Annotated in this window: 21 protein-coding genes; 9 read left to right on the forward strand and 12 right to left on the reverse strand. The window is 70.7% G+C overall.

The window, feature by feature from the left end:
* Positions 1–132 precede the first annotated feature (132 nt).
* Positions 133–1,839 (reverse strand): glycerol-3-phosphate dehydrogenase/oxidase, encoded by a 1,707-nt coding sequence (locus AC3CH1_RS09210; protein ID WP_488462477.1) that lies wholly within the window; start codon positions 1,837–1,839, stop codon positions 133–135.
* Positions 1,840–2,081: 242 nt separating this feature from the next.
* Between AC3CH1_RS09210 and AC3CH1_RS09215 the strand changes: the two genes are divergently transcribed.
* The gene (locus AC3CH1_RS09215) at positions 2,082–3,344 is read left to right on the forward strand and encodes a nucleotide sugar dehydrogenase (protein ID WP_488462478.1); all 1,263 of its coding nucleotides are present in this window, start codon (positions 2,082–2,084) and stop codon (positions 3,342–3,344) included.
* Between the two features lie 129 nt (positions 3,345–3,473).
* Positions 3,474–4,142: a hypothetical protein gene (locus AC3CH1_RS09220; RefSeq protein WP_488462479.1), complete on the forward strand. Its 669-nt coding sequence runs from the start codon at positions 3,474–3,476 to the stop codon at positions 4,140–4,142.
* A 74-nt stretch (positions 4,143–4,216) separates the two neighbouring features.
* Here AC3CH1_RS09220 and AC3CH1_RS09225 read toward each other — a convergent pair whose 3' ends face one another.
* The 4 genes from AC3CH1_RS09225 to AC3CH1_RS09240 all read right to left on the reverse strand — a co-directional run bounded on the left by AC3CH1_RS09225 (position 4,217) and on the right by AC3CH1_RS09240 (position 8,553).
* Positions 4,217–5,341 carry a GuaB3 family IMP dehydrogenase-related protein gene (locus AC3CH1_RS09225; RefSeq protein ID WP_007453079.1) on the reverse strand — a complete coding sequence of 375 codons (1,125 nt, stop codon included), beginning with the start codon at positions 5,339–5,341 and terminating at the stop codon, positions 4,217–4,219.
* Positions 5,342–5,445: 104 nt separating this feature from the next.
* Positions 5,446–6,948 (reverse strand): IMP dehydrogenase, encoded by a 1,503-nt coding sequence (gene guaB, locus AC3CH1_RS09230; protein ID WP_488462480.1) that lies wholly within the window; start codon positions 6,946–6,948, stop codon positions 5,446–5,448.
* Positions 6,949–7,085: 137 nt separating this feature from the next.
* Positions 7,086–7,661, reverse strand: a complete 576-nt coding sequence (locus tag AC3CH1_RS09235; protein ID WP_030084428.1) for a sigma-70 family RNA polymerase sigma factor — start codon at positions 7,659–7,661, stop codon at positions 7,086–7,088.
* 280 nt (positions 7,662–7,941) lie between these two features.
* Positions 7,942–8,553, reverse strand: a complete 612-nt coding sequence (locus tag AC3CH1_RS09240) for a response regulator transcription factor (RefSeq protein WP_003948568.1) — start codon at positions 8,551–8,553, stop codon at positions 7,942–7,944.
* A gap of 453 nt (positions 8,554–9,006) precedes the next feature.
* Between AC3CH1_RS09240 and AC3CH1_RS09245 the strand changes: the two genes are divergently transcribed.
* Complete coding sequence (locus AC3CH1_RS09245; RefSeq protein ID WP_488462481.1) at positions 9,007–9,336, forward strand: WhiB family transcriptional regulator; 330 nt, start codon at positions 9,007–9,009, stop codon at positions 9,334–9,336.
* A 139-nt stretch (positions 9,337–9,475) separates the two neighbouring features.
* On the opposite strand, the gene AC3CH1_RS09250 is transcribed toward AC3CH1_RS09245, so the two are convergent.
* Positions 9,476–10,366, reverse strand: coding sequence for a LysR family transcriptional regulator (locus AC3CH1_RS09250; RefSeq protein ID WP_488462482.1), 891 nt, complete (start codon positions 10,364–10,366; stop codon positions 9,476–9,478).
* An 80-nt stretch (positions 10,367–10,446) separates the two neighbouring features.
* On the opposite strand from AC3CH1_RS09250, the gene AC3CH1_RS09255 reads away from it, so the two are divergent.
* The 4 genes from AC3CH1_RS09255 (at position 10,447) to AC3CH1_RS09270 (ending at position 15,919) form a co-directional block, all read left to right on the forward strand.
* Positions 10,447–11,115 (forward strand): MOSC domain-containing protein, encoded by a 669-nt coding sequence (locus AC3CH1_RS09255; RefSeq protein ID WP_488462483.1) that lies wholly within the window; start codon positions 10,447–10,449, stop codon positions 11,113–11,115.
* Positions 11,116–11,383: 268 nt separating this feature from the next.
* The gene (locus tag AC3CH1_RS09260; protein ID WP_488462484.1) at positions 11,384–12,970 is read left to right on the forward strand and encodes an outer membrane protein assembly factor BamB family protein; all 1,587 of its coding nucleotides are present in this window, start codon (positions 11,384–11,386) and stop codon (positions 12,968–12,970) included.
* A 227-nt stretch (positions 12,971–13,197) separates the two neighbouring features.
* Positions 13,198–13,971 (forward strand): SDR family NAD(P)-dependent oxidoreductase, encoded by a 774-nt coding sequence (locus tag AC3CH1_RS09265; RefSeq protein ID WP_488462485.1) that lies wholly within the window; start codon positions 13,198–13,200, stop codon positions 13,969–13,971.
* 655 nt (positions 13,972–14,626) lie between these two features.
* Entirely contained in the window at positions 14,627–15,919 is a 1,293-nt protein-coding gene (locus AC3CH1_RS09270; RefSeq protein ID WP_488462486.1) for an NsdA family TPR-like regulatory protein, read from the forward strand.
* Between the two features lie 72 nt (positions 15,920–15,991).
* On the opposite strand, the gene AC3CH1_RS09275 is transcribed toward AC3CH1_RS09270, so the two are convergent.
* The 3 genes from AC3CH1_RS09275 to AC3CH1_RS09285 all read right to left on the reverse strand — a co-directional run bounded on the left by AC3CH1_RS09275 (position 15,992) and on the right by AC3CH1_RS09285 (position 18,879).
* Positions 15,992–17,221: a cytochrome P450 gene (locus AC3CH1_RS09275; protein ID WP_488462487.1), complete on the reverse strand. Its 1,230-nt coding sequence runs from the start codon at positions 17,219–17,221 to the stop codon at positions 15,992–15,994.
* Positions 17,199–17,888 carry a tRNA-dependent cyclodipeptide synthase gene (locus AC3CH1_RS09280; RefSeq protein ID WP_488462488.1) on the reverse strand — a complete coding sequence of 230 codons (690 nt, stop codon included), beginning with the start codon at positions 17,886–17,888 and terminating at the stop codon, positions 17,199–17,201. The genes AC3CH1_RS09275 and AC3CH1_RS09280 overlap by 23 nt, the downstream gene beginning before the upstream one ends.
* A 157-nt stretch (positions 17,889–18,045) precedes the next feature.
* On the reverse strand, positions 18,046–18,879 hold the full coding sequence (locus AC3CH1_RS09285; protein WP_488462489.1) for a class I SAM-dependent methyltransferase: 834 nt from the start codon (positions 18,877–18,879) through the stop codon (positions 18,046–18,048).
* Positions 18,880–19,107: 228 nt separating this feature from the next.
* On the opposite strand from AC3CH1_RS09285, the gene AC3CH1_RS09290 reads away from it, so the two are divergent.
* Positions 19,108–19,947 carry an endonuclease/exonuclease/phosphatase family protein gene (locus AC3CH1_RS09290; protein ID WP_488462490.1) on the forward strand — a complete coding sequence of 280 codons (840 nt, stop codon included), beginning with the start codon at positions 19,108–19,110 and terminating at the stop codon, positions 19,945–19,947.
* Positions 19,948–20,022: 75 nt separating this feature from the next.
* Positions 20,023–20,871, forward strand: coding sequence for an EamA family transporter (locus AC3CH1_RS09295; RefSeq protein ID WP_488462491.1), 849 nt, complete (start codon positions 20,023–20,025; stop codon positions 20,869–20,871).
* Positions 20,872–21,129: 258 nt separating this feature from the next.
* Here AC3CH1_RS09295 and groL read toward each other — a convergent pair whose 3' ends face one another.
* The 3 genes from groL to AC3CH1_RS09310 all read right to left on the reverse strand — a co-directional run bounded on the left by groL (position 21,130) and on the right by AC3CH1_RS09310 (position 24,602).
* The gene (groL, locus tag AC3CH1_RS09300) at positions 21,130–22,755 is read right to left on the reverse strand and encodes a chaperonin GroEL (protein WP_488462492.1); all 1,626 of its coding nucleotides are present in this window, start codon (positions 22,753–22,755) and stop codon (positions 21,130–21,132) included.
* A 98-nt stretch (positions 22,756–22,853) separates the two neighbouring features.
* On the reverse strand, positions 22,854–23,162 hold the full coding sequence (gene groES, locus AC3CH1_RS09305) for a co-chaperone GroES (RefSeq protein ID WP_003966899.1): 309 nt from the start codon (positions 23,160–23,162) through the stop codon (positions 22,854–22,856).
* A gap of 516 nt (positions 23,163–23,678) precedes the next feature.
* Entirely contained in the window at positions 23,679–24,602 is a 924-nt protein-coding gene (locus AC3CH1_RS09310; protein ID WP_488462493.1) for a polysaccharide deacetylase family protein, read from the reverse strand.
* Positions 24,603–24,726: the final 124 nt, after the last annotated feature.

Raw genomic sequence — 24,726 nt, forward strand, 5'->3', positions numbered from 1 at the left:
CAACCCGGCCTCCCCGTCCAGGCCGGTCCGACGCGCCGCCGCCGCTGCAGCGGGTCGGCGGAGCCCAACTGGCCCGGTGAAGGCGGGCGGTGACCGCTCCACAGAGACGCGCGGACTCCGGGAGGGCGTGTCCTAGATCGGCACAATGTCCGGTGCGCCGAGCCGGGCCGCGTCCGCCGTGAGGTCGTCGGGCTGCCGCTGTGATTCGCGTTCGGCCTCCACCCGCTTCTCGTAGTGCTCGACCTCCCGGTCGATCCGCCCCTCGTCCCAGCCCAGCACGGGCGCCACCAGCTCCGCGCAGAGCCGGGCGCTGCGGGTGCCCCGGTCGAAGGTCTCGATGGAGATCCGGGTGCGCCGGGTCAGCACGTCGTCCAGATGGCGGGCGCCCTCGTGGGAGGCCGCGTAGACGATCTCGGCGCGCAGATAGTCGTCGGCGGCGGGCAGGGGTTCGCCCAGGGTGGGGTCGGCGAGGATCAGTTCCAGAATCTCCTCGGTCATTGAGCCGTACCGGTTGAGCAGATGCTCCACCCGGGCGACATGGAGTCCGGTCCGGGCCGCGATCCGGGCGCGCGCGTTCCACAGGGCCTTGTATCCCTCGGCCCCCAGGAGCGGGGTGTCCTCCGTGACGCAGGCGGCGACCCGCTGGTCGAGTCCGTGCACCGCCTCGTCCACCGCGTCCTTGGCCATGACCCGGTACGTCGTGTACTTGCCGCCCGCCACGACGACGAGGCCGGGCGCGGGGTGGGCCACCGTGTGCTCGCGCGACAGCTTGCTGGTGGCGTCCGACTCGCCGGCCAGCAGCGGTCGCAGTCCGGCGTAGACGCCCTGGACGTCGTCCCTGGTCAGCGGGGTGTTCAGGACGGAGTTGACGTGCTGGAGGAGGTAGTCGATATCGGCGCTGGAGGCGGCCGGGTGGGCCTTGTCCAGGTCCCAGTCGGTGTCCGTGGTGCCGACGATCCAGTGCCGACCCCAGGGGATGACGAAGAGGACGGACTTCTCGGTGCGCAGGATGAGGCCGGTGGAGGAGTGGATGCGGTCCTTGGGGACGACCAGGTGGATGCCCTTGGAGGCCCGGACGTGAAACTGTCCGCGCTCGCCGATGAGCCCCTGGGTGTCGTCGGTCCACACGCCGGTCGCGTTGACCACCTGCTTGGCCCGGATCTCGTACTCCGTGCCGCCCTCGACGTCCCGCACGAGCGCGCCCACGACCCGCTCGCCCTCGCGGAGGAAGCCGATCACCCGGGCCGCGTTCGCCACCTGGGCCCCGTAGGACGCGGCGGTGCGCACCAGCTCGGTGACGAAGCGAGCGTCGTCCATCTGCGCGTCGTAGTACTGGAGGGCGCCGACCAGGGCGTCCTTCTTCAGCGCGGGGGCGACCCGCAGGGCGTGCTTGCGGGAGAGGTGGCGGTGGACGGGGAGGCCGCGGCCGTGGCCGGAGGAGACCGACATCGCGTCGTACAGCGCGACGCCGGAGCCGGCGTAGAGCCGCTCCCAGCCCTTGTGCCGCAAGGGGTAGAGGAAGGGCACGGGCTTCACCAGGTGCGGGGCCAGCCGCTCCAGGAGCAGCCCGCGCTCCTTGAGCGCCTCCCGGACCAGGGCGAAGTCGAGCATCTCCAGATAGCGCAGCCCGCCGTGGATCAGCTTGCTCGACCTGCTCGATGTGCCGGACGCCCAGTCGCGCGCCTCGACCAGCCCGGTCGAGAGGCCTCTGGTGGCGGCGTCCAGCGCCGTCCCCGCGCCGACCACGCCCGCCCCCACGACCAGCACGTCCAGTTCGCGCTCGGCCATGGCGGCGAGCGCGACGGTGCGCTCGGCGGGTCCCAGTGTCGCTGTCCTCACTGCTGCCTCCCGGTGGATCGGGGTGGTCGGACACGGGAGTGCCACCCGGCCGAGGGGCCGGCCGCCCGTGTCCACTCCTCGATTCTGTCCGCGCTCCCCGAGTTCAGCCACCGCCTGTGGACAACACCCGGGCGACCGGAGCCACACAATGCGAGATATAGGTCATATTTACGCCTAGTCTGACATTGCACTGTCCACAGCAGTTGCGATCTTCGCTCTCCGCACTTAGGGGGTCTTCCTGTATGCCCGCAGACCTCGCCGTCATCGGACTCGGTCACCTCGGCCTGCCCCTCGCCCAGGCCGCCGTGACCGCCGGGATCGACACCGTCGGCTACGACCCCGACCCACGCCCCTACGCGGAACTCGGAGCGGGCCGCAGCCCGGTCGAGGGCACCCTCACCGCGTCCGAGATCCGCCGCATGCTCTCCCGCGGCTTCCGGCCCACCACCGACGCCACCGAGCTGGGCCGGGTCCGTACCGCCGTGATCTGCTCCCCCACCCCGCTCGACCCCGACCGGGGGATCGACCTCACCGCGCTCCGCGACGCCGCCCGCGCACTGGCGGCCCGGCTGCGCCCGCACACCACCGTGCTGCTGGAGTCCGCCGTGCCGCCCGGCACCACCGAGAACGTCCTGCGCCCCCTGCTGGAGGAGGGATCCGGGCTCGTCGCCGGACGCGACTTCCACCTCGCCTGCTCGCCGAGCCGGCTCGACCCCGGCAACCGCACCCACGTCCTGGCCAACACCCCCAAGGTCATCGGCGGCCTCACTCCCGCCTGCACCGAGTCGGCGGCCGCCTTCTACGGACGGCTCACCGACAAGGTCGTCCGGGCCCGCGGACCGCGCGAGGCGGAGATGACGAAGGTGCTGGAGACCAACTTCCGGCACGTCAACATCGCACTGGTCAACGAGATGGCGGTGCTCTGCCACGACCTCGGCGTCGACCTCTGGGACGTCATCCGGTGCGCCGAGACCAAGCCGTTCGGCTTCCAGCCCTTCCGGCCGGGACCCGGCGTCGGCGGGCACGGCGTCCCGGTGGACCCGGGCTTCCTGCCTTACAGCACCCGCACCCCCGGGCACCCGCTGCGGATGGTCTCGCTGGCGCAGGAGATCAACGACCGGATGCCCAGTTACGTCATCCAGCGCTGCGCGACCCTCCTGAACGAGCACGGCAAGTCCGTCCGGGGCGCGCGCGTCCTGCTGCTCGGCGTCACCTACAAGCCGGACAGCGCCGACCAGGAGGCCGCCCCCGCCCGCGAGATCGCCACCCGGCTGATGGACATGGGCGCCCAGATCGGCTATCACGACCCGCACGTCCTGGACTGGCGGGTGCGCGAACGCCCCGTCCCGCGCGCCGACTCGCTGTACGAGGCGGCGGCCGCGGCCGACCTGACCGTACTGCTCCAGCAGCACCGCACCTACGACCTCCAGGGCCTCGCGGTCAAGGCCCAACTGCTCCTGGACACCCGGGGAGCCACCCCGGCGGGGGCGGCACACCGGCTTTGATGACTAACGGAGGCCGAAAAGGATTACCGGTGACCGATTCCGGTACGTACTGCTACCCTGCGGCGTCACAGCGCGCACAGTTGTGCGCAATCGCACACTCGTGCGCAGCCATCCAGGGGGAGCCCCACCGTGAGTCAGCCCGTGCAGCCGCCGAACCAGCCCCAGCAGCCCTACGGCGGGCAGCCCGTCGACGGCAACCCGTACGCCGGCCAGCCGGGCCAGCCCGCCCCCTCTGCCCCGACCGGCAACCCCTACGGGCAGCCCGCTCCCTCCGCCCCGACCGGCCACCCCTACGGCCAGCAGCCCCCGGCCTCGACCGGCAACCCGTTCGCGGGTCAGCAGCCCGGCCAGAGCGCCCCGTTCGGCGGCGGCGCGCCGTTCGCCCCGGCACCCCGGGCCCGCGAAAACATCCTGCTCGGCGTGCTGGTCGCCCTGGGCGCGGCCGTCGTCGCGGGCATCCTGTACGGCGTGATCGCGGGCTCGATCGAGCGCGAGGTCGGCTACGCGGCGGTCGGCGTCGGCTTCCTGGTGGGCTTCGCGTCGAGCAAGGTCGGCGGCTCCAACCCCGCGATCATCGGCGCCGCGGCCGTCTTCTCGATCGGCGCCGTCTACCTCGGGCAGCTCGTCGGCATCTCGATGGTCCTCTCCGACCTGGCGCAGATCCCCTTCTCCGAGGTCGTCGGCGACCACTTCGGCACCGTGACGGACGCCTGGTCGCAGGAGGCCGACTTCATGACCTACCTCTTCCTCGCCCTCGGCGCGGCCGCCGCCGTCGGTGGCGCCAAGAAGGCCGGCTGACGCCCCGCGGCAGCATACGGAAGGGCCCGGATCGATCGAACGATCCGGGCCCTTCCGCGTACGTACGGGGGGGGTCAGCGGCGGTGCTGCGAGTCCGCCACCGTCACCTCGACGCGCTGGAACTCCTTGAGGTCGCTGTAGCCGGTGGTGGCCATCGCGCGGCGCAGGGCGCCGAAGATGTTCATCGAACCGTCCGGGGTGTGCGAAGGACCGGTGAGGACCTCCTCCGTCGTCCCGACCGAGCCGAGGTCGACCAGCTTGCCGCGCGGCACGTCCTCGTGGACGGCCTCCATGCCCCAGTGTCGGCCGCGGCCGGGAGCGTCCGTCGCGCGGGCCAGCGGGGAGCCCATCATCACGGCGTCCGCGCCGCAGGCGATGGCCTTCGGCAGGTCGCCGGACCAGCCGACGCCGCCGTCGGCGATGACGTGCACGTACCGGCCGCCGGACTCGTCCATGTAGTCGCGGCGGGCCCCGGCGACGTCCGCGACGGCGGTGGCCATCGGGACCTGAATGCCGAAGACGTTGCGCGTGGTGTGCGCCGCGCCGCCGCCGAAGCCGACGAGGACACCGGCGGCACCGGTCCGCATCAGGTGCAGGGCGGCGGTGTACGTGGCGCAGCCGCCGACGATGACCGGGACGTCCAGCTCGTAGATGAACTGCTTCAGGTTCAGCGGCTCGGCCGCGCCCGAGACGTGCTCGGCGGAGACCGTCGTACCGCGGATGACGAAGATGTCGACGCCCGCGTCGACGACCGCCTTGGAGAACTGGGCGGTGCGCTGCGGGGAGAGCGCGGCGGCGGTGACGACGCCGGAGTCGCGCACCTCCTTGATGCGCTGCCCGATCAGCTCCTCCTGGATGGGGGCGGAGTAGATCTCCTGGAGCCGGCGGGTCGCGGACTCGACCGGCATCTCGGCGATCTCGTCCAGCAGCGGCTGCGGGTCGGCGTGCCGGGTCCACAGGCCTTCCAGGTTCAGCACGCCCAGACCGCCGAGCTCGCCGATCCGGATGGCGTGCTGCGGGGAGACCACGGAGTCCATGGGAGCGGCCAGGAACGGCAGCTCGAAGCGGTAGGCATCGATCTGCCAGGCGATCGAGACCTCCTTCGGGTCCCGGGTGCGACGGCTCGGAACGACAGCGATGTCGTCGAATGCGTAAGCCCGGCGGCCGCGCTTGCCGCGCCCGATCTCGATCTCAGTCACGATGTGTGGCCTTTCCCTCTACGTCTGCGCTGACCAGTATCCCCGACACGCAGGTGAGGGGCGGACCGGAGTTCCCGGCACCGCCCCTCACCTGCGTTGACGCGTTACTTCCTGCTGTAGTTCGGTGCTTCGACCGTCATCTGGATGTCGTGCGGGTGGCTCTCCTTGAGCCCCGCCGAGGTGATCCGGACGAACCGGCCCTTGCTCTCCATCTGGTCGACGGACGCGGCGCCGACGTAGCCCATGGTCTGGCGGAGGCCGCCGACGAGCTGGTGGAGGACGTTGGCCAGCGGGCCGCGGTAGGGCACCTGGCCCTCGATGCCCTCGGGGACGAGCTTGTCGTCCGAGGACACCTCGCCCTGGAAGTAGCGGTCCTTGGAGTAGGACCGGCCCTGTCCGCGGGACTGCATCGCACCCAGCGAGCCCATGCCGCGGTACGACTTGAACTGCTTGCCGTTGATGAACATCAGCTCGCCCGGGGACTCCTCGCAGCCCGCGAGGAGGCTGCCCAGCATCACGCTGTCCGCGCCGGCGGCCAGCGCCTTGCCGATGTCGCCGCTGTACTGGAGGCCGCCGTCGCCGATCACCGGGACGCCCGCGGCACGGGCGGCGAGCGCGGCCTCGTAGATCGCGGTGACCTGCGGGACGCCGATGCCGGCGACCACGCGGGTCGTACAGATCGAGCCCGGCCCGACGCCGACCTTCACGCCGTCGACTCCGGCGTCGATCAGGGCCTGGGCTCCGTCCCGGGTGGCGACGTTGCCGCCGATGACGTCGACGCCGACGCTCGACTTGATCTTCGCCATCCAGTCGAGGGCGTTGCTGTTGTGTCCGTGCGAGGTGTCGACGATCAGGAAGTCGACCCCGGCGGACGCGAGGGCCTGCGCGCGGTCCAGCGCCTCGGGGCTGGCGCCGACGGCCGCGCCGACCAGCAGACGGCCTTCGGCGTCCTTGGCGGCGTTCGGGTACTGCTCGGCCTTCTTGAAGTCCTTGACCGTGATGAGGCCCTTGAGGATGCCCGCCTCGTCGACCAGCGGCAGCTTCTCGATCTTGTGGCGGCGCAGCAGCTCCATGGCCTCCACACCGGAGATCCCGACCCGCCCGGTGACGAGCGGCATCGGCGTCATGACCTCGCGCACCTGGCGCGACCGGTCCGACTCGAAGGCCATGTCGCGGTTGGTGACGATGCCGAGGAGCTTGCCCGCCGGGTCGGTGACCGGCACGCCGCTGATGCGGAACTTCGCGCAGAGCGCGTCCGCCTCGCCGAGCGTGGCGTCGGGGTGCACGGTGATCGGGTCGGTGACCATGCCCGACTCGGAGCGCTTGACCAGGTCGACCTGGTTGACCTGGTCCTCGACCGAGAGATTGCGGTGCAGCACGCCGACGCCGCCCTGACGGGCCATGGCGATGGCCATCCGTGCCTCGGTCACCTTGTCCATGGCGGCCGACAACAGGGGGATGTTCACCCGTACGTTGCGCGAGATGAGCGACGAGGTGTCGACCGCGTTGGGCAGGACCTCGGACGCGCCGGGCAACAGCAGCACGTCGTCGTAGGTCAGCCCGAGCGTCGCGAACTTCTCGGGCACTCCGTCGACGTTTGCAGTCATGACACCTTCCCCAAATGGCCTTGATCGGTGCGGATGTCCATGCTAACGGGCTCCACGGGCGTCTCATTCCACGATCAAGATCACTTGGCTGATCTGTAGCTTCCTACAGCGCCTCCGGCGGGGGGCGGTGAGGGTGCCTACTGCTCGGCGAGCGCCCGGAGCCTGCTGAGCGCGCGGTGCTGGGCGACCCGGACCGCGCCCGGGGACATCCCCAGCATCTGGCCGGTCTCCTCCGCGGTCAGCCCGACCGCGACGCGCAGGACCAGCAGCTCGCGCTGGTTCTCCGGGAGGTTGGCGAGGAGCTTCTTGGCCCAGGCGGCGTCGCTGCTGAGCAGGGCGCGCTCCTCCGGGCCGAGAGAGTCGTCGGGCCGCTCCGGCATCTCGTCGGAGGGGACCGCGGTCGACCCCGGGTGGCGCATCGCGGCGCGCTGGAGGTCGGCGACCTTGTGCCCGGCGATCGCGAAGACGAAGGCCTCGAAGGGCCTGCCGGTGTCCTTGTAGCGCGGCAGCGCCATCAGCACCGCGACGCAGACCTCCTGCGCCAGGTCCTCCACGAAGTGGCGAGCATCACCGGGAAGGCGGTTCAGCCGGGAGCGGCAGTAGCGCAGGGCGAGGGGGTGTACATGGGCCAGCAGATCATGGGTGGCCTGCGCGTCACCGTCGACGGCCCGGTGCACGAGGGCACCGATCACCGTGGTTTCGTCATCGCGCATCGGACCATGGTGCCCTGAGGCCACCGGGTCCGCTCCACCGCGTCCCGAGTTGTGCACCGAAGCGTTATGAGCGGGTGCGCCGGATGTCATGTCCTGCGCCCTCCCCTTCCGCTCGACCGAATCGTTCCTGAGGAACTCCACGACTCAAGGATGCGTCATCGGCCGGGAAGCGTCACATGGCGCCGATGAGCGGGCGCCCGGATACGGGGGTGTGGAGCCGATGGCCCGCTCCGTGACCCCGTCCGCCGGTCTGCGGACGGGGCGCGGCCCGGGCCGGTCGTCAGCGGACCAGACCCCAGCGGAATCCAAGGGCCACCGCATGGGCGCGGTCCGAGGCCCCGAGCTTCTTGAACAGGCGTCGGGCGTGGGTCTTGACCGTGTCCTCGGAGAGGAACAGCTCGCGGCCGATCTCCGCGTTGGAGCGGCCGTGGCTCATCCCCTCGAGGACCTGGATCTCCCGCGCGGTGAGCGTGGGGGCCGCCCCCATCTCGGCGGACCGCAGCCGACGCGGGGCGAGCCGCCACGTCGGATCGGCCAGCGCCTGGGTGACGGTGGCCCGCAGCTCGGCGCGCGAGGCGTCCTTGTGCAGATACCCGCGGGCCCCGGCGGCGACCGCGAGCGCGACGCCGTCCAGGTCCTCGGCGACGGTCAGCATGATGATCCGGGCCCCGGGGTCGGCGGAGAGCAGTCGCCGGACGGTCTCCACACCTCCCAGACCGGGCATGCGTACGTCCATCAGAATCAGATCCGAACGATCGGCGCCCCAGCGGCGGAGGACTTCCTCGCCGTTGGCCGCCGTCGTCACGCGCTCGACGCCGGGCACGGTGGCCACCGCGCGACGGAGCGCTTCTCGGGCAAGCGGGGAGTCGTCGCAGACGAGGACGGATGTCATGACCGTCCTCCGCAGCTGATGCGCGTCACCTTGAGCCTCCAGGCTGATACATGTCGTCACCTGTGCGGTTGACCCCCTCGGACATGTGCCCGAGCCGGATATCCGTCAACCGCATCCGTTCCCTTAACGACGGTCACTCGAAAGAGTTACGGGTCGGGCGGCCGGGTTCGGCACTCTACGTGAAGGGCCGTATACGGAGGAGAGCGGCGCGGGTGATTCACCCGTCAACCGAATCTTCACTCGTTGGCATGCCCTATTTGGCACCATTTCTTCCCTTTTGAGGGTGTCTGTGGCTAGATTCGCAATCAGTCATATTTACATCTACTAGCACCGCAGATGTACGGTCGAGACTTCGGTCACACCGATCACCGACGGTCCGAGCGTCAGAGGCCGTCGATCACAGACGGTCGAGGATGCCGCTTCCGACGCAGCACAGCTCCGAGGGGACAAGCAATGGCAGATTTCTCCCGCCTTCCCGGACCCAATGCCGACCTGTGGGACTGGCAGCTGCTCGCCGCCTGCCGAGGCGTGGACAGCTCCCTGTTCTTCCACCCCGAGGGTGAGCGCGGTGCGGCCCGGAGCGCCCGCGAGACCTCCGCCAAGGAGGTCTGCATGCGCTGCCCGGTACGTGCCGAGTGCGCGGCCCACGCCCTGGCCGTGCGCGAGCCCTACGGAGTGTGGGGCGGCCTGACGGAGGACGAGCGCGAAGAGCTGATGGGCCGGGCCAGAACCCGGCTGATCACCGCGGCGCCCGCTGCCGGACAGGGCCCGGGCACCACCTGACACCCGTACGCGGCAACCGAGCGCAGAAACGTTTCTTCGACACCTTCAGCCATCCGGCCCGCGACCAGCCGCAGCGGGGCCGGACCCCTCACCGTCCGTGGGCCGCGGGGCCCGGCGGGCGCCGTGGCCCAGCGCGGTCTCAGCGGGCGGCCGTGCGCGCCAGCTGGTCCAGGGTGGCCGCCACCGCCGGGACCCGGGCCAGGTCCGGCAGGGTGAGCGCGACGATCTCCCGCTCGATCGCGGGCTCGACCGGCACGGCCCTGGCCCCCTTGGGGCGTACCGACTCGACGGCCAGCTCCGGCAGCACCGCCACCCCGAGCCCGGCCCCGACGAGCCCCATCACCGCCGGGTAGTCGTCCGTGGCGAAGTCGATGCGCGGGGTGAAGCCGGACTCCTCGCAGACCTCGACCAGCTGTCGGCGGCAACGCGGACAGCCCGCGATCCACGACTCGTCGGCCAGCTCGCCGATGGACACGCTCGACGCCTCCGCCAGCCGGTGCCCCTCCGGGACCAGCCCGATCAGCCGGTCGGTGAGCAACGGCCGGACCACCAGGTCCTCCCATTCGCCGCCGGTGCTCCCGTAACGGAACGCCAGCGCGATGTCGCAGTCGCCCTCGCGCAGCAGGTCCACCGAGCGCGGCGGCTCGGCCTCGACGAGCGACACGCGGGTGCCGGGGTGTTCGGCGCGCAGGGCGGCCAGCGCCCCCGGGACCAGGGTGGAGCTGCCGCTGGGAAAGGAGACCAGCCGGACCCGGCCGGCGCGCAGGCCGGCGATGGCGGCGACCTCCTCCTCGGCGGCGGTCAGTCCCGCGAGGATGCCGGAGGCGTGCCGTACCAGCGCCTCGCCGGCCTGGGTGAGGCGCATCTCGCGTCCGGTACGGATCAGCAGCGTGGTGCCGGCGGAGGACTCCAGGGCCTTCATCTGCTGGCTGACGGCGGGCTGGGTGCAGCCGAGTTCGCGGGCTGCGGCGGAGAACGAGCCGGTGGTGGACACGGCGCGCAGGACACGGAGGTGGCGAGCTTCGATCACCCAGCCAGCATAAGGAAATCTTGGAGCCTGGGCGAATTAACGAGAGGACCCTTTGGGATCACGGCGGTTAGCGTGACCCCATGAAGCTGCTGACCGTGAACATCGGGCGACCTCGCCCCTCCGCGCACACCGACGGCCCGGGCGGTCTCACCGGGATCGACAAGCGACCGGTGGAGGGCCCGGTCGAGGTCCTCGACCCCGGCCCCAGGGGCGACGGCGGCAGCGGACTGGCCGGGGACGCGGTGTGCGACCTGCGTCATCACGGCGGCAGCGACCAGGCGGTGTACGCCTTCGCCAGGGAGGAGCTGGACGCCTGGGAGCGGGAGCTGGGCGGCCGGAAGCTGGTCAACGGGGCGTTCGGCGAGAACTTCACGACCTTGGGCCTCGACGTCAGCGGCGCGCGGATCGGCGAGCGCTGGCGGGTGGGCGCGGACCTGGTGCTGGAGGTGACCTCGGGCCGCATCCCGTGCCGGACCTTCGCCCACCACCTCGGGGAGAAGGGGTGGGTCCGGCGGTTCACCCGTCACGCCGCCACGGGCGCGTATCTGCGGGTGATCGAACCGGGGGCCGTCCGCGCCGGGGACCCCATCGAGATCGTGCACCGGCCGGACCACGAGGTCACCGCAGCGCTTCAGTTCCGGGCGGTGACGACCGAACGCACCCTGCTGCCCGCGCTGCTGGCCGCCGGGAAGGCGCTGCACCCGGAAGCGCTGCGCAAGGCGCGGGAGTACGCCGCGCGGCAGGACTGAGGGCCGGGCGGGCGGTCCCGCACGGAGGGACCGGCCGTCCGGTGCGGGGAAAACGGCGGTCCGGTACGGAGGGACCGGCCGTCCGGTGCGGGAAGCGGCCGTCCGGGCCGGTGACGTGGCGTCATCCGCCGCGTGCTCCGCCGACGTTGCGGTGTTGCGGTGTTCCGGTGTTGCGGCGGGAACTGGATCGTTGTGCGGCGCGTCCACCACCAGTGACCTGTGCCCGAGGAGAAGTCCTCGAGCCGAGTGGCGTCCCAGGGGGAAGACCATGCCCGACCCGCAGCAGCCCTGGTACTCCCCGGGCCCGCCGCAGCAGCCCGTTCCCGGCAACCCGTACGCCGCGGAGGGCGGCGCGCCCCAGGGGTTCGGGCCGCCGACCGCGCCGACACCGCCGCCGCCGCGTCGCCGGTTCGGCCGGGGGCCGGTCGTCGCCGCGGCCGTCGCGCTGGTGCTGGTGGTCGTGGCGGGAGGGGCGTACGCGCTCTCCGACCAGTGGCGGGACGAGCCCGCCAAGCCCGTGGCGAAGGAGTCGCCCGGGCCCTCCGGACCGGGGTCCCCGTCCGGAACCCCCGCGGCGGGCGGCCCGGAGCTGAGCCGCATTCCGACGACGAAGGAGGTCGCCGCCGACCGGAAGCCGGACGAGTCGGCGGCGTGGATCGTCGACGACAGGACCGACCTGCCGAAGCAGATCAACAAGGTCCACGATCTGTGGATCGTCGGCGACACCGCGGTCCAGGCCCTGCACCGGAAGGTCACGGCCTACCGGCTCTCGGACGGCGCCGAGGTCTGGAACGTCGACCTGCCCTCCTCCGTCTGCGAGACACCGGCCAACCCGACGCCCGACGGCAAGGTCGTGGTCTTCCATCACGAGAGGCCGGACAACGAGCGGGGCAACCAGTGCAACCGGATGCGGATGATCGATCTGAAGACCGGGAAACAGGGCTGGCACAAGGAGCTGGACGAGCCCGGTGACCGGGACAACACCTTCATCGTCCACAGCGCCATCAGCGGCGACGTCCTGTCCGTCGCCCGGAACATGCAGGCCATCACCTACCGGATGGAGGACGGGAGCAAGCTCCACGAGATCCCCCGGGAGAACGGGAACAAGTGCGTCCCCGACGACGTGGCGGGCGGCGCCGCCCGGCTCCTGGTGACCTCGAACTGCATGATCGCCATCGACCGGAGCAAGAACTACGGCCAGGTCCGCGAGCTCGACCCGCGTACCGGCAAGGTCCTGTGGCGTTACCGGCTGAAGACCGGCTGGAGCTTCGGCAGTCTGATCTCCATGGACCCGGTCGTCTTCACCGCCTACAACAACGAGGACACCGCGAGGGACTGGCGGATCACGGTCCTGGACCCCAAGGGCAAGCACCGCACCACCTTCGACGCCCGGGCCAAGGGTTTCGAGCACTGCGGCGGAGAGGGGGCCGGCGGGGACATCCAGCCCTGTCGGGGCGCCGGGGTGGGCAAGGGTCTCATCATGCTGGGCGGCACCGAACAGGTCGGCGCGTACGACGTGAAGACCGGCACGTTCCTGTGGGGCATCAAATCCGATGAGCTGCGCAGGCTGTACCCGCTGCGCGCGGAGGACGGCAGGTCGATGCTGATCTACGAGGCGGCCACGTCGAGCCGCCCCGGCCGGACCTTCCTCATGGGCCCGCGCGGCGCCGGCACGGAGACGAACGTCGTGAAGCACCCGGTGGCGACGGCGCCGTGGGAGTACGAGATGTCCATGGGACACACCGCCTACGTCGACGGACGGCTCGTCCTGACGTCGACGCACGTGAGCGGCGACGAGGACCGGAAGCCCGTGCGCGAGGCCCGCATGCTGTCCTTCGCCCCCGCCGCGCCCTAAGCCCTGTCGTCAAACTCCCGTCGTCGCCCGGAGGGCGGCCCTGAGGGGTCAGGTGCGTGCTCTCGGCGTGCCGGGCGTACGTCCTCGTACTGGACGTACTCGGGCGTGGGCCCGGTGCGGCGAGAGTGCGTGCATGGCGCCGCGGGGCAGACGGGAGTTCGACGACAGGGCCTGGACGCAGCGGGCGGGTACGCCGCTCGGCCAGGAGGGGCACTAACGTGCCGCGTATGACGACTGCACTGATCACGGGCGCGACGGCGGGCATCGGGGCCGCGTTCGCGCGGCGGCTCGCGGCCCAGGGGCACAACCTGGTGCTGGTGGCACGGGACATCGCGCGGCTGCGCGAGCAGGCCACCGAACTGCACGACCGGCACGGCATCGAGGCCGAGGTGCTGAGCGCCGACCTGTCCACGGAGGGCGGGATCGAGGCGGTGGAGAAGCGTCTCGCGGACCGCACGCACCCGGTCGACCTGCTGGTCAACAACGCCGGGTTCGGCAACAAGGGGCGCTTCCTGGAGGTGTCCATGGCCGACGAGCTGACGATGCTGAAGGTGCACTGCGAGGCGGTGCTGCGGCTGACCTCGGCGGCTGTCGCCGGGATGAGGGAGCGGGGCCGGGGCGGGGTAGTCAACGTGGCGTCGGTCGCGGCTTTCGTGCCGCGCGGTACGTACGGGGCGTCCAAGGCGTGGGTCGTGCAGTTCACGCAGGGCGCGGCGCGGGATCTGGCCGGGTCGGGGGTGCGGCTGATGGTGCTGTGCCCCGGGTTCGTGCGGACGGAGTTCCACGAGCGAGCCGGGATGGGCACGGACAACATCCCGAACTGGATGTGGCTCGACGCGGACAAGCTGGTGGCGTCCGCGCTGACGGATCTGGCCCGGGGGAAGACGGTGTCGATCCCGGATCCGCGCTACAAGGCGCTGATGGGGCTGGTGAAGGTCGCCCCCCGGGGACTGCTCGGCGGGGTCACCTCGCGCACGGGGCGCAAGTACGGACCGCAGTAGGCGGTTCGCGGCAGCAGGAACCCAGCGGCCGAGCCGGCCGTCCGGGCGTGACCGGTCGTCCGGGCGTGACCGGTCGTCCGGGACCCACGCGGGCGGTCACGCCCACAGCAAGCGCAGAGGGCTTGGTCGTCGTGAGGTGACCCGGGGGTCGCTGTGATCCACTCGGCGTCGGGGCAACGGCTGTGGCGGTGACCCTTGTTCGCAGTCGGCCGTTGGGGAGTAGAGAATCGTTCCCTTGCGTGTCGCGGCTCGCGTCGCGTGCTGAGAAAGCTTGTCACCGTGGACGAACGCGATAGCGATAGACCATGACAGACCCTTTCGCGTTCTGCCCCCTCCCGGTGCCTTGCGGATCGCCGGTGCTTTCGCCTTCTTCGTCTGCTCCCCGCCGCCGCGAGGCCCGGGAAGCGGTCACCGGTCAAGTTGAGCCGCCCGGTCAGGAGCTGGGGCGGGGAGGACTGGTGACAGACCTGAATCTATTCAGCTGCTCAGAATCCTGAGGAGGGGGCAGGACCAAGTCCTCCCGAACTCCTCCACGGAGCTGTCCGGAATTCGGTGGGACGTGTATCGCGGACGGTCCTAGGGTGGAAGGACCCGGCGTCATGGCCGCTGTTCCACCCCCTCAGGGCCGCGCCGGGGCCGGCGGACAGGGGAAGCCGTGCCCAAGGGGACGCGTAACCTTCGCCTGGCCGCTCTTCAGCGGGAGGCACGGTGGACCAACGGGGAGCTGGCCCGGGAAGTCAACCGGCTCGGCACTCTCCACGGCCTGCACCTGACGTACGACCGGACAGCGGTCGCGCACTGGCTCTCCGGGTCGCGCCCGCGTCCTCCCGTACCCGCGCTGGTGGCCGAAGTCCTCAGCCGTCGCCTGGGCCGGCTGGTGACTTCCGAATGGACGGGATTGGCCCCCCGCCAACGCGTGACCCCCGCCTCCAGCACGCACCCGATCCTCGCGCTCGCCGAATTCGCCGTCACGCACGTCGACTTCGGCCGACAAGGCGGCTCTGAACGTCTCTTTTCCGGCCAAGAGATCGAAGCCGAACTCAGCACAGCGGCAGGGCTCCGGCTGCGGAGCTCCGAAAGCCTCCGCTCGCCCACCGCACAGCGCCTCGAACACCTCAGCAGCTTCTTCTTCGAGCACGTCCAGCGCTATGGGGGTCTCACGCTCGGAAGCACCCTGTCACGCTACATAGCCGATGAAACACCTCGCCTCCTCCTCGTACGCAGCACCGAGACCGACAGGCCGGAAGTCCTCACCGCCCTCGCCCGGCTCAGCTACGTCCAAGCCGCCATAGCCGGCGACAGCGGCCGTCCGGGGCTCGCCCAGGGCTACTACCAGCACGCGCTGAGTCTTGCCCGACGGGCCGGATCCCGGGCCGACTACGCCATCACTCTGCGCGCTCTGGCCGGCCTCGCGGACAGTGTCGGCGAAGGTGCCCTCGGTCTGAGGCTCACCGGACGCGCCATCGAGATCGCAGGCCCGAACGCTGCCCCTGCCGTCCGGAGCTTCCTTCACTCCGGTCGCGCCCTCGCCCTGGCCCGGGCCGGCGACCGCCCCGCGGCGCTCCGCGCCCTCTCCACCGCCGTACGCATACACCCGGAGGGCCATCAGGCGACAAGCCCCTTCGAGACCTACTCCCTGGCTTCCCTCCAGTACCAGCGCGCCCTCGTTCTCAGGGCCCTGGGCGCAGGCCCCGACCACCTTCAAGCTCTCCTCGAATCCCTGAGGACACGACCCGGCGACCATCACAAGGCCCTGGCCATCACGCACAGCCGGATCGCGCTTGTTCTGCTTCACACAGGGCAGTGGGACCAAGCGCTCCCCCACGCCCGGGAGGCCTTCGCCCACGCACGGGCGGTCTCCTCCGTGCCCGCCCACACGAACGTGGCGGAACTGCGCCGGTCCATGGCAGCCTTCCGCCGCCGCATGGGAGCCGGCCCCGACCCGTGAGGACGAGCGCGCCGAGCGCCTGCGACGCCTGCGGGCGAGGCTCGTCGTGCGGAGTGTGCGGTCCCGGGGCTCTCAGGACCAGGTGACGGGCAACTCCGTCGGCCGGGTGAACAGGTAGGTGTCCGGTTCCCAGGCGATGTCCTCGTGCTTGGCCGCCAGTGCCAGGTCGGGCAGGTGGGCGAAGAGGGTCGAGAGCGCCGTCCGCAGGTACGTGCGGGCGATGTTGACACCGAGGCAGAAGTGGGGGCCGGTGCCGAAAGTGATGGCCGGATCCTCCCGTGCGCTGCGGTCGAGGCGGAATCGCTCCGGCTGTTTGTAGTGCTCGGGGTCCCAGGTCGCGGCGACCCAGGGGGTGACGACGGCGTCGCCTGCCCGGATGCGCACCCCGTGCAGTTCGGTGTCGGTCAGGGCCAGGCGAGGCATGGATGTCATGCCGTTGTGGTGCAGTCGCAGCAGTTCGGCCACTGCGGTGGGCCACAGGCTGGGGTCGCGCAGGATGCGGGCGAGTTGGTCACCGTGCCGCAGCAGGGTGTAGACGCCGGTGGTGACCGGACCGGTCACGGGTTCCGCGGAGGTGACGAACAGGTACATCACCGTGGCGTGCAGATGCTCCGAGGTGATGGCCCCGCGGTGGTGGGAGCGGATCAGCGCCTCGATCGGGTCGCGCGGTTCGCGTTCGTCCTGGTAGTCGGCCCTCTTGGCTTCGATGACCTCCTCGGCGAAGTCGAGCATCCACTGGGTGGAGGTGTCGATTTTCGCGGCTGGTGTCGCGTAGTCGACCTGTGAGCGCAGCCGGGGCACGATCTTGCGGCGCTGGCGTGGGGCCACCCGCATGAGGTCGCAGGCCAGGGTCGCCGCGAGAGGATGTGCGTAGGCGCGGTGCAGGTCGGCGGGATTGGGGCCGTCGCGCAGTGTGGTCGCCAGGTCGGAGGCGGCCAGGGCGATGGCCGGTTGGAGGGCCGTCGCGGCGGCCGGGCCGAAGAACGGCTGGACGATCCGCCGTACGGTGGTGTGCTCGGGCGGGTCGAGGTTGAAGATGCCGCCGGGCACGCTGTTGAAGTCGTCTCCGGCGATGCGCTGTCCGCCGGGGCAGGTGAGGTCGCGGGAGAAACTGCGGCTTGATCCGATCGCGGTGATGTCATCGCGGCGGGTCACCAGCCAGGCGCGGTGGCCCGAGGGGAAGGTCACCGGGGCCACCGGCCGTTCGCGCCGCAGAAGGTCGAACATCTCGGGGGGCAGGCCGTGTCCACGGGTGGGGAAGGAGTCGGGCCAGGTCAGTTCATCGGGAATCGTCGTTGTCACGGTCGTTCCTCTCATCGGTGAGCACGGACAGGGTGTGGCCCGTCCCGACGGTGAGGCCGGGGACCTGGCCGGCGGCCACTACGTCGTAGAGGGGCACCCTGCGGTGGTAGACGAACAGGGTGCTGGGTCGCGCGAGCATTCCGGCCGCGTCCAGCAGCAGCGGAGCCTCGGCGAAGATGTAGCGGGTGTTGAGCTCGACCTGGGCCGGTGTGGGATCGGTGTCGGTGGAAGTGGCCAGGGCTGTACGGGTCATCGTGTGCACCGCCTCCCGCAGCGGAGCCTGGGTGCGGTAGGCGCTCTCGACGCGGGCCCTGCTCTTCTGGTAGCGCGGGTGGGAGGCGAATCGGGTCATCACGTGGACCCGCTCGTCCGTGTCGGGCACCCCGCAGTCGGCCAGGGTGCGACGCGCGACGTTGCGCATGTTGTGGATGACGCGCTTGGAGCGCTGGACCGCGTGGCGTGGCTCCTTGCCGGCGGTTATGTAGCGCAGCGCGGATTCGGGCGCTCCCGGGAGGACCACGTGTACGTCGGAGAAGGACGCGGCGGCGCTCTGGCACAGAGCGGTCACGGTCTGCGTGGAGTAGAAGGAGTTGAACGGTGACAGGCCCAGCACCATGGTGCCGTACCGCTCGGCCAGGCCGCGGCTGTGGAGATCGAGTCCCTCCACCTTGAACCCGCTGGGTCCTGAGGGGTTCTGTTCCGTCGTGCCCGGGGGGCCGTCCGTGTCGTTGCTGGATGGTGAGGCTGTACGGACTCGGTTCATGAAAGTGACCTCGCTTCTCTCGTCGGTCGGGGCGGAGCGGTGCGCGGGGCGGGAAGGGCGTTCACTTCGGCTGGGCCGCCGCGGTGCTCGCGGCCGGTCGGGCGGGGCTGTCGGGTACAGCCGCGGGGCCGACCTGCGCGTCGATGATCAGCGCGTGGGGACATTCGAGGTAGTTCGCCCAGAACGCCTCCCCGTACTTCGCCCGGCCCTCTTCGGAGACGGTCGGGCGGATCCACGAGACACGGTCGAATCCGGCGGCCTCGATGGCCTGCTCGTGCGCTGCCGCGGACCAGCGGAAGAAGTCCAGGTCCAGCACCTCCGGACCGACCCAGGCCCGCAGGTGCCCCGGCGTGCCCTCCGCCGGTGACCGCTGCGAGCTCAGGTGCATGCCGTAGTGCCGGTACCACTGCGGATCCTCGGAGAATTCAGGGTTGAGGACCGCGGCGACGAACCGTCCGCCCGTCGCGCGCAGCGCTCGCCGCGCCGTCACGCAGAACCCCTCCAGCGCCTGCGGGCTGGACGCGTAGGGCAGCACGTACACGGCCGTTACCACGTCGAATGATCCGGTGATGTCCGGCAGGTCGTCGGCGGCGGCGGGGTCGGCGGCGTCAGCGGCCAGATACTCCACACCCAGCCCCTCGCGCTCCTCTCGCCGCCGTGCGTGCTCCACCATGGCGACCGACTCGTCCATCCCCACCGCGCGGGCCGCCCCGGCACGCCGCAGCCGGCGGGCGTACAGCCCGCTGCCGCACCCGATGTCGAGCACGTCCCGCCCGACGACGTCACCGACCGCGTTCAGGAAGCTGTACGCCTCCACGTGCTCCCGGAACGGCATCTCCTCCATGCTGCTCTCGTAGGCCGCTACCGCTGTGTCGAACTGGGAATCCATCGTCATCTCCTCGCTCCTACGTGTCGTTGTGCGCGGTCGGCCGCTGAGGACGCCCGGCAGGGACACGGGTGTGTCGTTCTTCGTCGTGTGCTGTTCCTGTCGTGTCGCCGCGACGCGGCGCGATAAGAGTCCGCAAGCCGTCGCAGGCGTGAACGCGTTGAATGCTGATGCGATGGTGAGGACCATGGGTGGCGGTCTGCTGATCCCCGGCGCGCGCCGGGGCACCATGGGTGGATGAGGTTCCTGACGCTGAACACCTGGGGCATGCGCGGCGACTGGAGGGAGCGTGAGGCTCGGTTGCGTGATCGCGTCGAGCAGCTCGGACCGGACATCATGACGCTGCAGGAGACGGTGCGCGCACCCGGCTCACACCAGGCGCGGCGGTTGCTGGGCGACGGCTTCCATCTCGCCGAGGGGCGGGAACGGGAGCTGGGGCGGGCAGGCGCACCCCCTGGGCAGGGGATCACCACCGCTTCCCGTTGGCCCTACGGGAGGGTGCTCGAGGTCGACCTGAACGTCACCGAACGTACCGGCGATTTCGCCTGCACCTGCCTCGTCACCGAGATCCTCGCGCCCGAGCCGCTCGGCAGGATCTGGGTGGCGAACCACTTCCCCGACTACCAACTCGACCATGAACGGGAACGACGCCTCCAGACAGCAGCCGTGGCACGCGAGCTGGAGGAGCTCGTGACGGCTCGGCCCGGTCACGTCGTCATCGCAGGGGACATGGACGCCGACGCCCAAGCGGACTGCATCCGCTTTCTCACCGGCCGACACGTCATCGACGATTTCAGTGTCTGCTACCGCGACGCATGGGAAGCGGTCCATCCTCATCAGCCGCTGACGACGTACTCGCCGTCGAACCCCTACCAGGAGGCTCCGGACTGGCCGTTCCGCGGAATCGACCACGTCATGGTCCGATGCGCCGACTCGGGGCCGACGCTGCTCACGGCGTCGTGCACGCGGGTGTTCGACCTCGGTCCGGACACCATCAGCGACCACTACGGCCTCGCTGTGGACTACGAACTCCCTCCTCCCGATCGGTCGCGCCCCGCGGCGACCGCCTCCGGCTGAGGGGTTGACCGCAAAGGGGGCCTGCTCACCTCCACGACCGAATGTGACAGACCGCTCGGCGGGCAGTAGCAGTGGATGGGACCTCTTCTCGCACTGGCATCCGCCGCCTGCTACGGCTTGGTGGACTTCTTCGGCGGGCTGCTGTCGCGCCGGGTGCACTTTGTCGTGGTGACCTTCGTCGGGCAGGTGGGAGGTCTTCTCTTCGCCCTGGTGATAGCGGTGGCGATGCCTGCCGGTGACGTGCGGACGGCGGATGTGCTGTGGGGCGCGCTGTCGGGTGCGGGAAGCGCGATGGGTATGCACTTCCTCAACCGCGGGCTGAGCCGTGGACCGATGAGCGTCGTGGTCCCGGTGCGTGCGGTCACCGGAGTGGCGCTGTCGGTGCTCTGTGGCGTGTGGTTCCTGGGCGAGCGGCCCTCCTCGATGGTGTGGACGGGTATCTGCGTGACGGTTCCCGCGCTGTGGCTGGTCTCCGGCGGTGGTTTCCGTGCCCGCCCTGGCGGCCGCGGGGCTGAGGGGCGGGCGACTGTGGACGGGCTCATCGCCAGCCTGGGGGTGGCGGTCCAGTACATCGGGCTCGCCCAGGCCGACCCGGCCGCCGGTCTGTGGCCCGTCGCGGCCGGCCGCCTCGCCGCGGTCCTCCTGCTGCTGCCGAACGCCTGGCGCCATGCCCGTCACTTCCGGCAACGGCCGCAGACGCTGACCCAAGCAGCTGCGATCGGGGGCGGAGCGGCGCTGGGCCTGTCGCTCTACCTTCTGGCGGCTCACCAGCAGATGCTTGCCGTCGCCGTCGTACTGGCATCCCTGTACCCGGCCATTCCCACCGTTCTGGGCTTGGTGGCCCTCCACGAGAAGGTCTCTCGAAAACAGGTGGCGGGCCTGCTCGCCGCAGGGGTCGCGATCATCCTGCTGTCCCTGGGATGAGTCCTGCGAGGGCTGCTGACTCGGGCACAGCCTGCCCGCCCGACCGGCCGGGCCGAGTCGGCGGGGAACGGCGATCACCGACGCCGGGCTGGGCGGGGTGGCGCGGTCCGCGAGCGGGTTGGCGTTCGCCTGCCCGGTGACGCGGGAGGACTTGGCGCAGGGGTTGTCCAGCCGGAACGCACCGAGGCCCGGCGCCCCCTCGACGGGGGTGCCGGGCCTCGGGCGTACCGAACGGCGTGCCGAACGGTGCGGGTCGTACTAGTGGGAGTGGCCGTGGCCGCCGTGACCGGCGTCGCCCTCGTCCTCGGCCGGCTTCTCGACGACCAGGGTCTCGGTCGTGAGCAGCAGCGACGCGATGGACGCGGCGTTCTCCAGGGCGGAGCGGGTGACCTTGACCGGGTCGATGACGCCGGCCTTGACCAGGTCGCCGTACTCGCCGGTGGCGGCGTTGAAGCCCTGGCCCTTGTCGAGCTCGGAGACCTTGGAGGTGATGACGTAACCCTCCAGGCCGGCGTTCTCGGCGATCCAGCGCAGCGGCTCGACGGCGGCGCGGCGGACGACCGCGACACCGGTGGCCTCGTCGCCGGTCTTGCCGAGGTTGCCCTCCAGGACCTTCACCGCGTGGACGAGGGCGGAGCCACCGCCGGAGACGATGCCCTCCTCGACGGCGGCGCGGGTCGCCGAGATGGCGTCCTCGAGGCGGTGCTTCTTCTCCTTGAGCTCCACCTCGGTGGCGGCGCCGACACGGATGACGCACACGCCGCCGGCCAGCTTCGCGAGGCGCTCCTGGAGCTTCTCGCGGTCCCAGTCGGAGTCCGTGGACTCGATCTCGGCCTTGATCTGGTTGACGCGGCCCTTGACGTCCTCGGAGTTGCCCCCGCCGTCGACGATGGTCGTGTCGTCCTTGGAGACGGTGACGCGGCGGGCGGTGCCCAGCACGTCGAGACCGGCGCCGTCGAGCTTGAGGCCGACCTCCTCGGCGATGACGGTCGCACCGGTGAGGGTGGCGATGTCACCGAGCATGGCCTTGCGGCGGTCGCCGAAGCCCGGGGCCTTCACCGCGACGGCGTTGAAGGTGCCACGGATCTTGTTGACGACGAGGGTGGAGAGCGCCTCGCCCTCGACGTCCTCGGCGATGATCAGGAGCGGCTTGGAGGCGCCGGCCTGGATGACCTTCTCCAGGAGCGGGAGCAGCTCCTGGATGGAGCCGATCTTGCCCTGGTGGATCAGGATGTACGGGTCGTCGAGGACGGCCTCCATACGCTCCTGGTCGGAGACCATGTACGGGGACAGGTAGCCCTTGTCGAAGGCCATGCCCTCGGTGAACTCCAGGTCCAGACCGAAGGTGTTGGACTCCTCGACGGTGATGACACCGTCCTTGCCGACCTTGTCCATCGCGTCCGCGATGAGGTCGCCGACCTGGGTGTCCTGCGCGGAGAGCGCGGCCACGGCGGCGATGTCGGACTTGTCGTCGATCGGGCGGGCGGTCGCGAGGAGCTCCTCGGACACGGCCTTGACCGCGGCGTCGATGCCCTTCTTCAGGGCGGCCGGGGAGGCGCCGGCGGCGACGTTGCGCAGGCCCTCGCGGACGAGCGCCTGAGCCAGGACGGTCGCGGTGGTGGTGCCGTCACCCGCTACGTCGTTGGTCTTGGTCGCCACCTCCTTGACGAGCTGGGCGCCGAGGTTCTCGTACGGGTCGTCGAGCTCGACCTCGCGCGCGATGGTGACACCGTCGTTGGTGATGGTGGGAGCGCCGAACTTCTTGTCGATGACGACGTTGCGGCCCTTGGGGCCGATCGTCACCTTGACCGTGTCGGCAAGCTTGTTGACGCCGCGCTCAAGGGCGCGACGGGCGTCCTCGTCGAACTTCAGAATCTTCGCCATGGGCTGTGTTCCCTCTCAAAATGAACTGCGCCCCTCGCCGCCCGGCTAGTTATTTCGCAGGGGGCCAGGGGCGCAGAACACAGGCAAACGTGGGTGAATTACTTCTCGACGATCGCGAGAACGTCGCGGGCCGAGAGGACGAGGTACTCCTCGCCGTTGTACTTCACCTCGGTGCCGCCGTACTTGCTGTACAGGACGACGTCGCCGGTCTTGACGTCGAGCGGAAGCCGCTCGCCGTTCTCGAAGCGGCCCGGGCCCACGGCGAGGACGACGCCCTCCTGGGGCTTCTCCTTCGCGGTGTCCGGAATGACCAGGCCGGAAGCCGTGGTCTGCTCGGCGTCGAGCGGCTGGACCACAATGCGGTCCTCGAGCGGCTTGATCGCAACCTTGGAGCTGGTGGTCGACACGATCCGGTCTCCCCCTTCGGAGATCTCACGGGGTTTAACAGTCTGTGGGCGGCGACCTGACCGGCCCGTCGTCGCGGGTGCCGGACCTGCCCTGTCGCGCAGAGTGCTGCTGGCACTCTCCAGGGGGGAGTGCCAGCACCGAGACTATGACCGCGATTAGCACTCGGTCAAGCGGAGTGCCAATTCACCACCCTCGCGCCGTCTCGATCGGGGCTCTGTCTGGTCGCCGTCCGGACAACGTCGGGGTGGCGACCCTCGTTCCGTACGACGGTACGGAGATGACGCGCCCCCGGAGCGGGATGCGGGCGGTCGTCGCGGTGGGGCTGGGCGTGGCGGTCCTGGCCTCCGTCGTCGAAGAGGGCTCCCGGAATTCTCCGGAACCCGCTCCGACCTGGACCTTCCCGCCCTGCCGCAGCGGGCGCGACAACCCTGCCCCAGCGGGGGCGACAACAGCGAATGCGCGCGCAGCGGGGGCTGAGCGCGCATTCGCGGGCCGGGTGCGGGGAAGGACGCGCGTCAGACGTAGTCCTCCAGCTTCGCCACCGCGTATCCCTTGTGGGTGATGGTCTTCATGACCTGGCGGATCATGTCGGGCATCGACCCCTTCCAGTCCTCCTTGCCCCGGAAGTGGGTGAGGACGATGTCGCCGGGGTGCAGGTCCCGGTCCCACTCGCGCCACTCCATGTGGTCGGGGAAGGCCTCGGAGGACCACAGGGGCACGGCGGTGATGCCGCAGGACTGGGCGACGACGAGGGTGTCGCGGTTGTAGTTGCCGTAGGGCGGGCGGAAGAGGGTGGGCCGCTTCCCGTAGTGCTTGAGGATCTTCTCCTGCTGGCCGCAGATCTCCCGCTTCTGCTCGCCGGCGGAGAGGCCGGGCAGATAGCGGTGGTTGAGCGTGTGGTTACTGATCGTCACCCCGCGCTTCTGCATCTTCTTGAAGTAGCCGTAGTCGTCGTTGATGACGTAGTCGCTGACGAACGCGCTGTACGGGATATCCAGTTCGGTCATCATCCGCAGCAGCTCGGGGTCCTTCTCCGCCCCGTCGTCCATCGTCAGGAAGACGATCTTCTCCTTGGTCGGGACGGTGGTGAAGACGGGCGGCAGCCCGGCGTCGTCCCGGACCTCGAAGCCCTTGCGGGTGGTGATGCGCGGCTTCACCTTCGGCGGCTCGGGGGCCGCGAGCGGAGTCCTGGCCAGTCCCCACTTCTTCGCGGCGACGGCCCGCGCCACCTGCTTCTTCCTGAGCGCCTCGGCGTAGGTGTCCAGGGCGCGGGCGGGCCCGGCCTTCGGAGCGGCCCCGCCCGGTTGGCCGGCGGCGGGCTTCGCGGGTCCGCCGGGAGTTCCCGGGCCGCCGCCGCCCGTCTCCGCCGCGCACCCGGAGGCGACGGCGGCGGCCAGCAGGGCCGCCAGCACGACGGTGCCCGACCTGTGCCACTTCATGGCTGCTTTTTCGTTTTGTCGTACTAGCTGCATGGCGCCGCATCCTGCCAGCCGCCGGCCCGCCTCCCACCCCGACACCGCGAGCGGGCCGGCGCCGTCCCCCGGCCGGCCCACAGCGACCTCC

The organism is Streptomyces sp. MGP-P1, assembly GCF_057766565.1.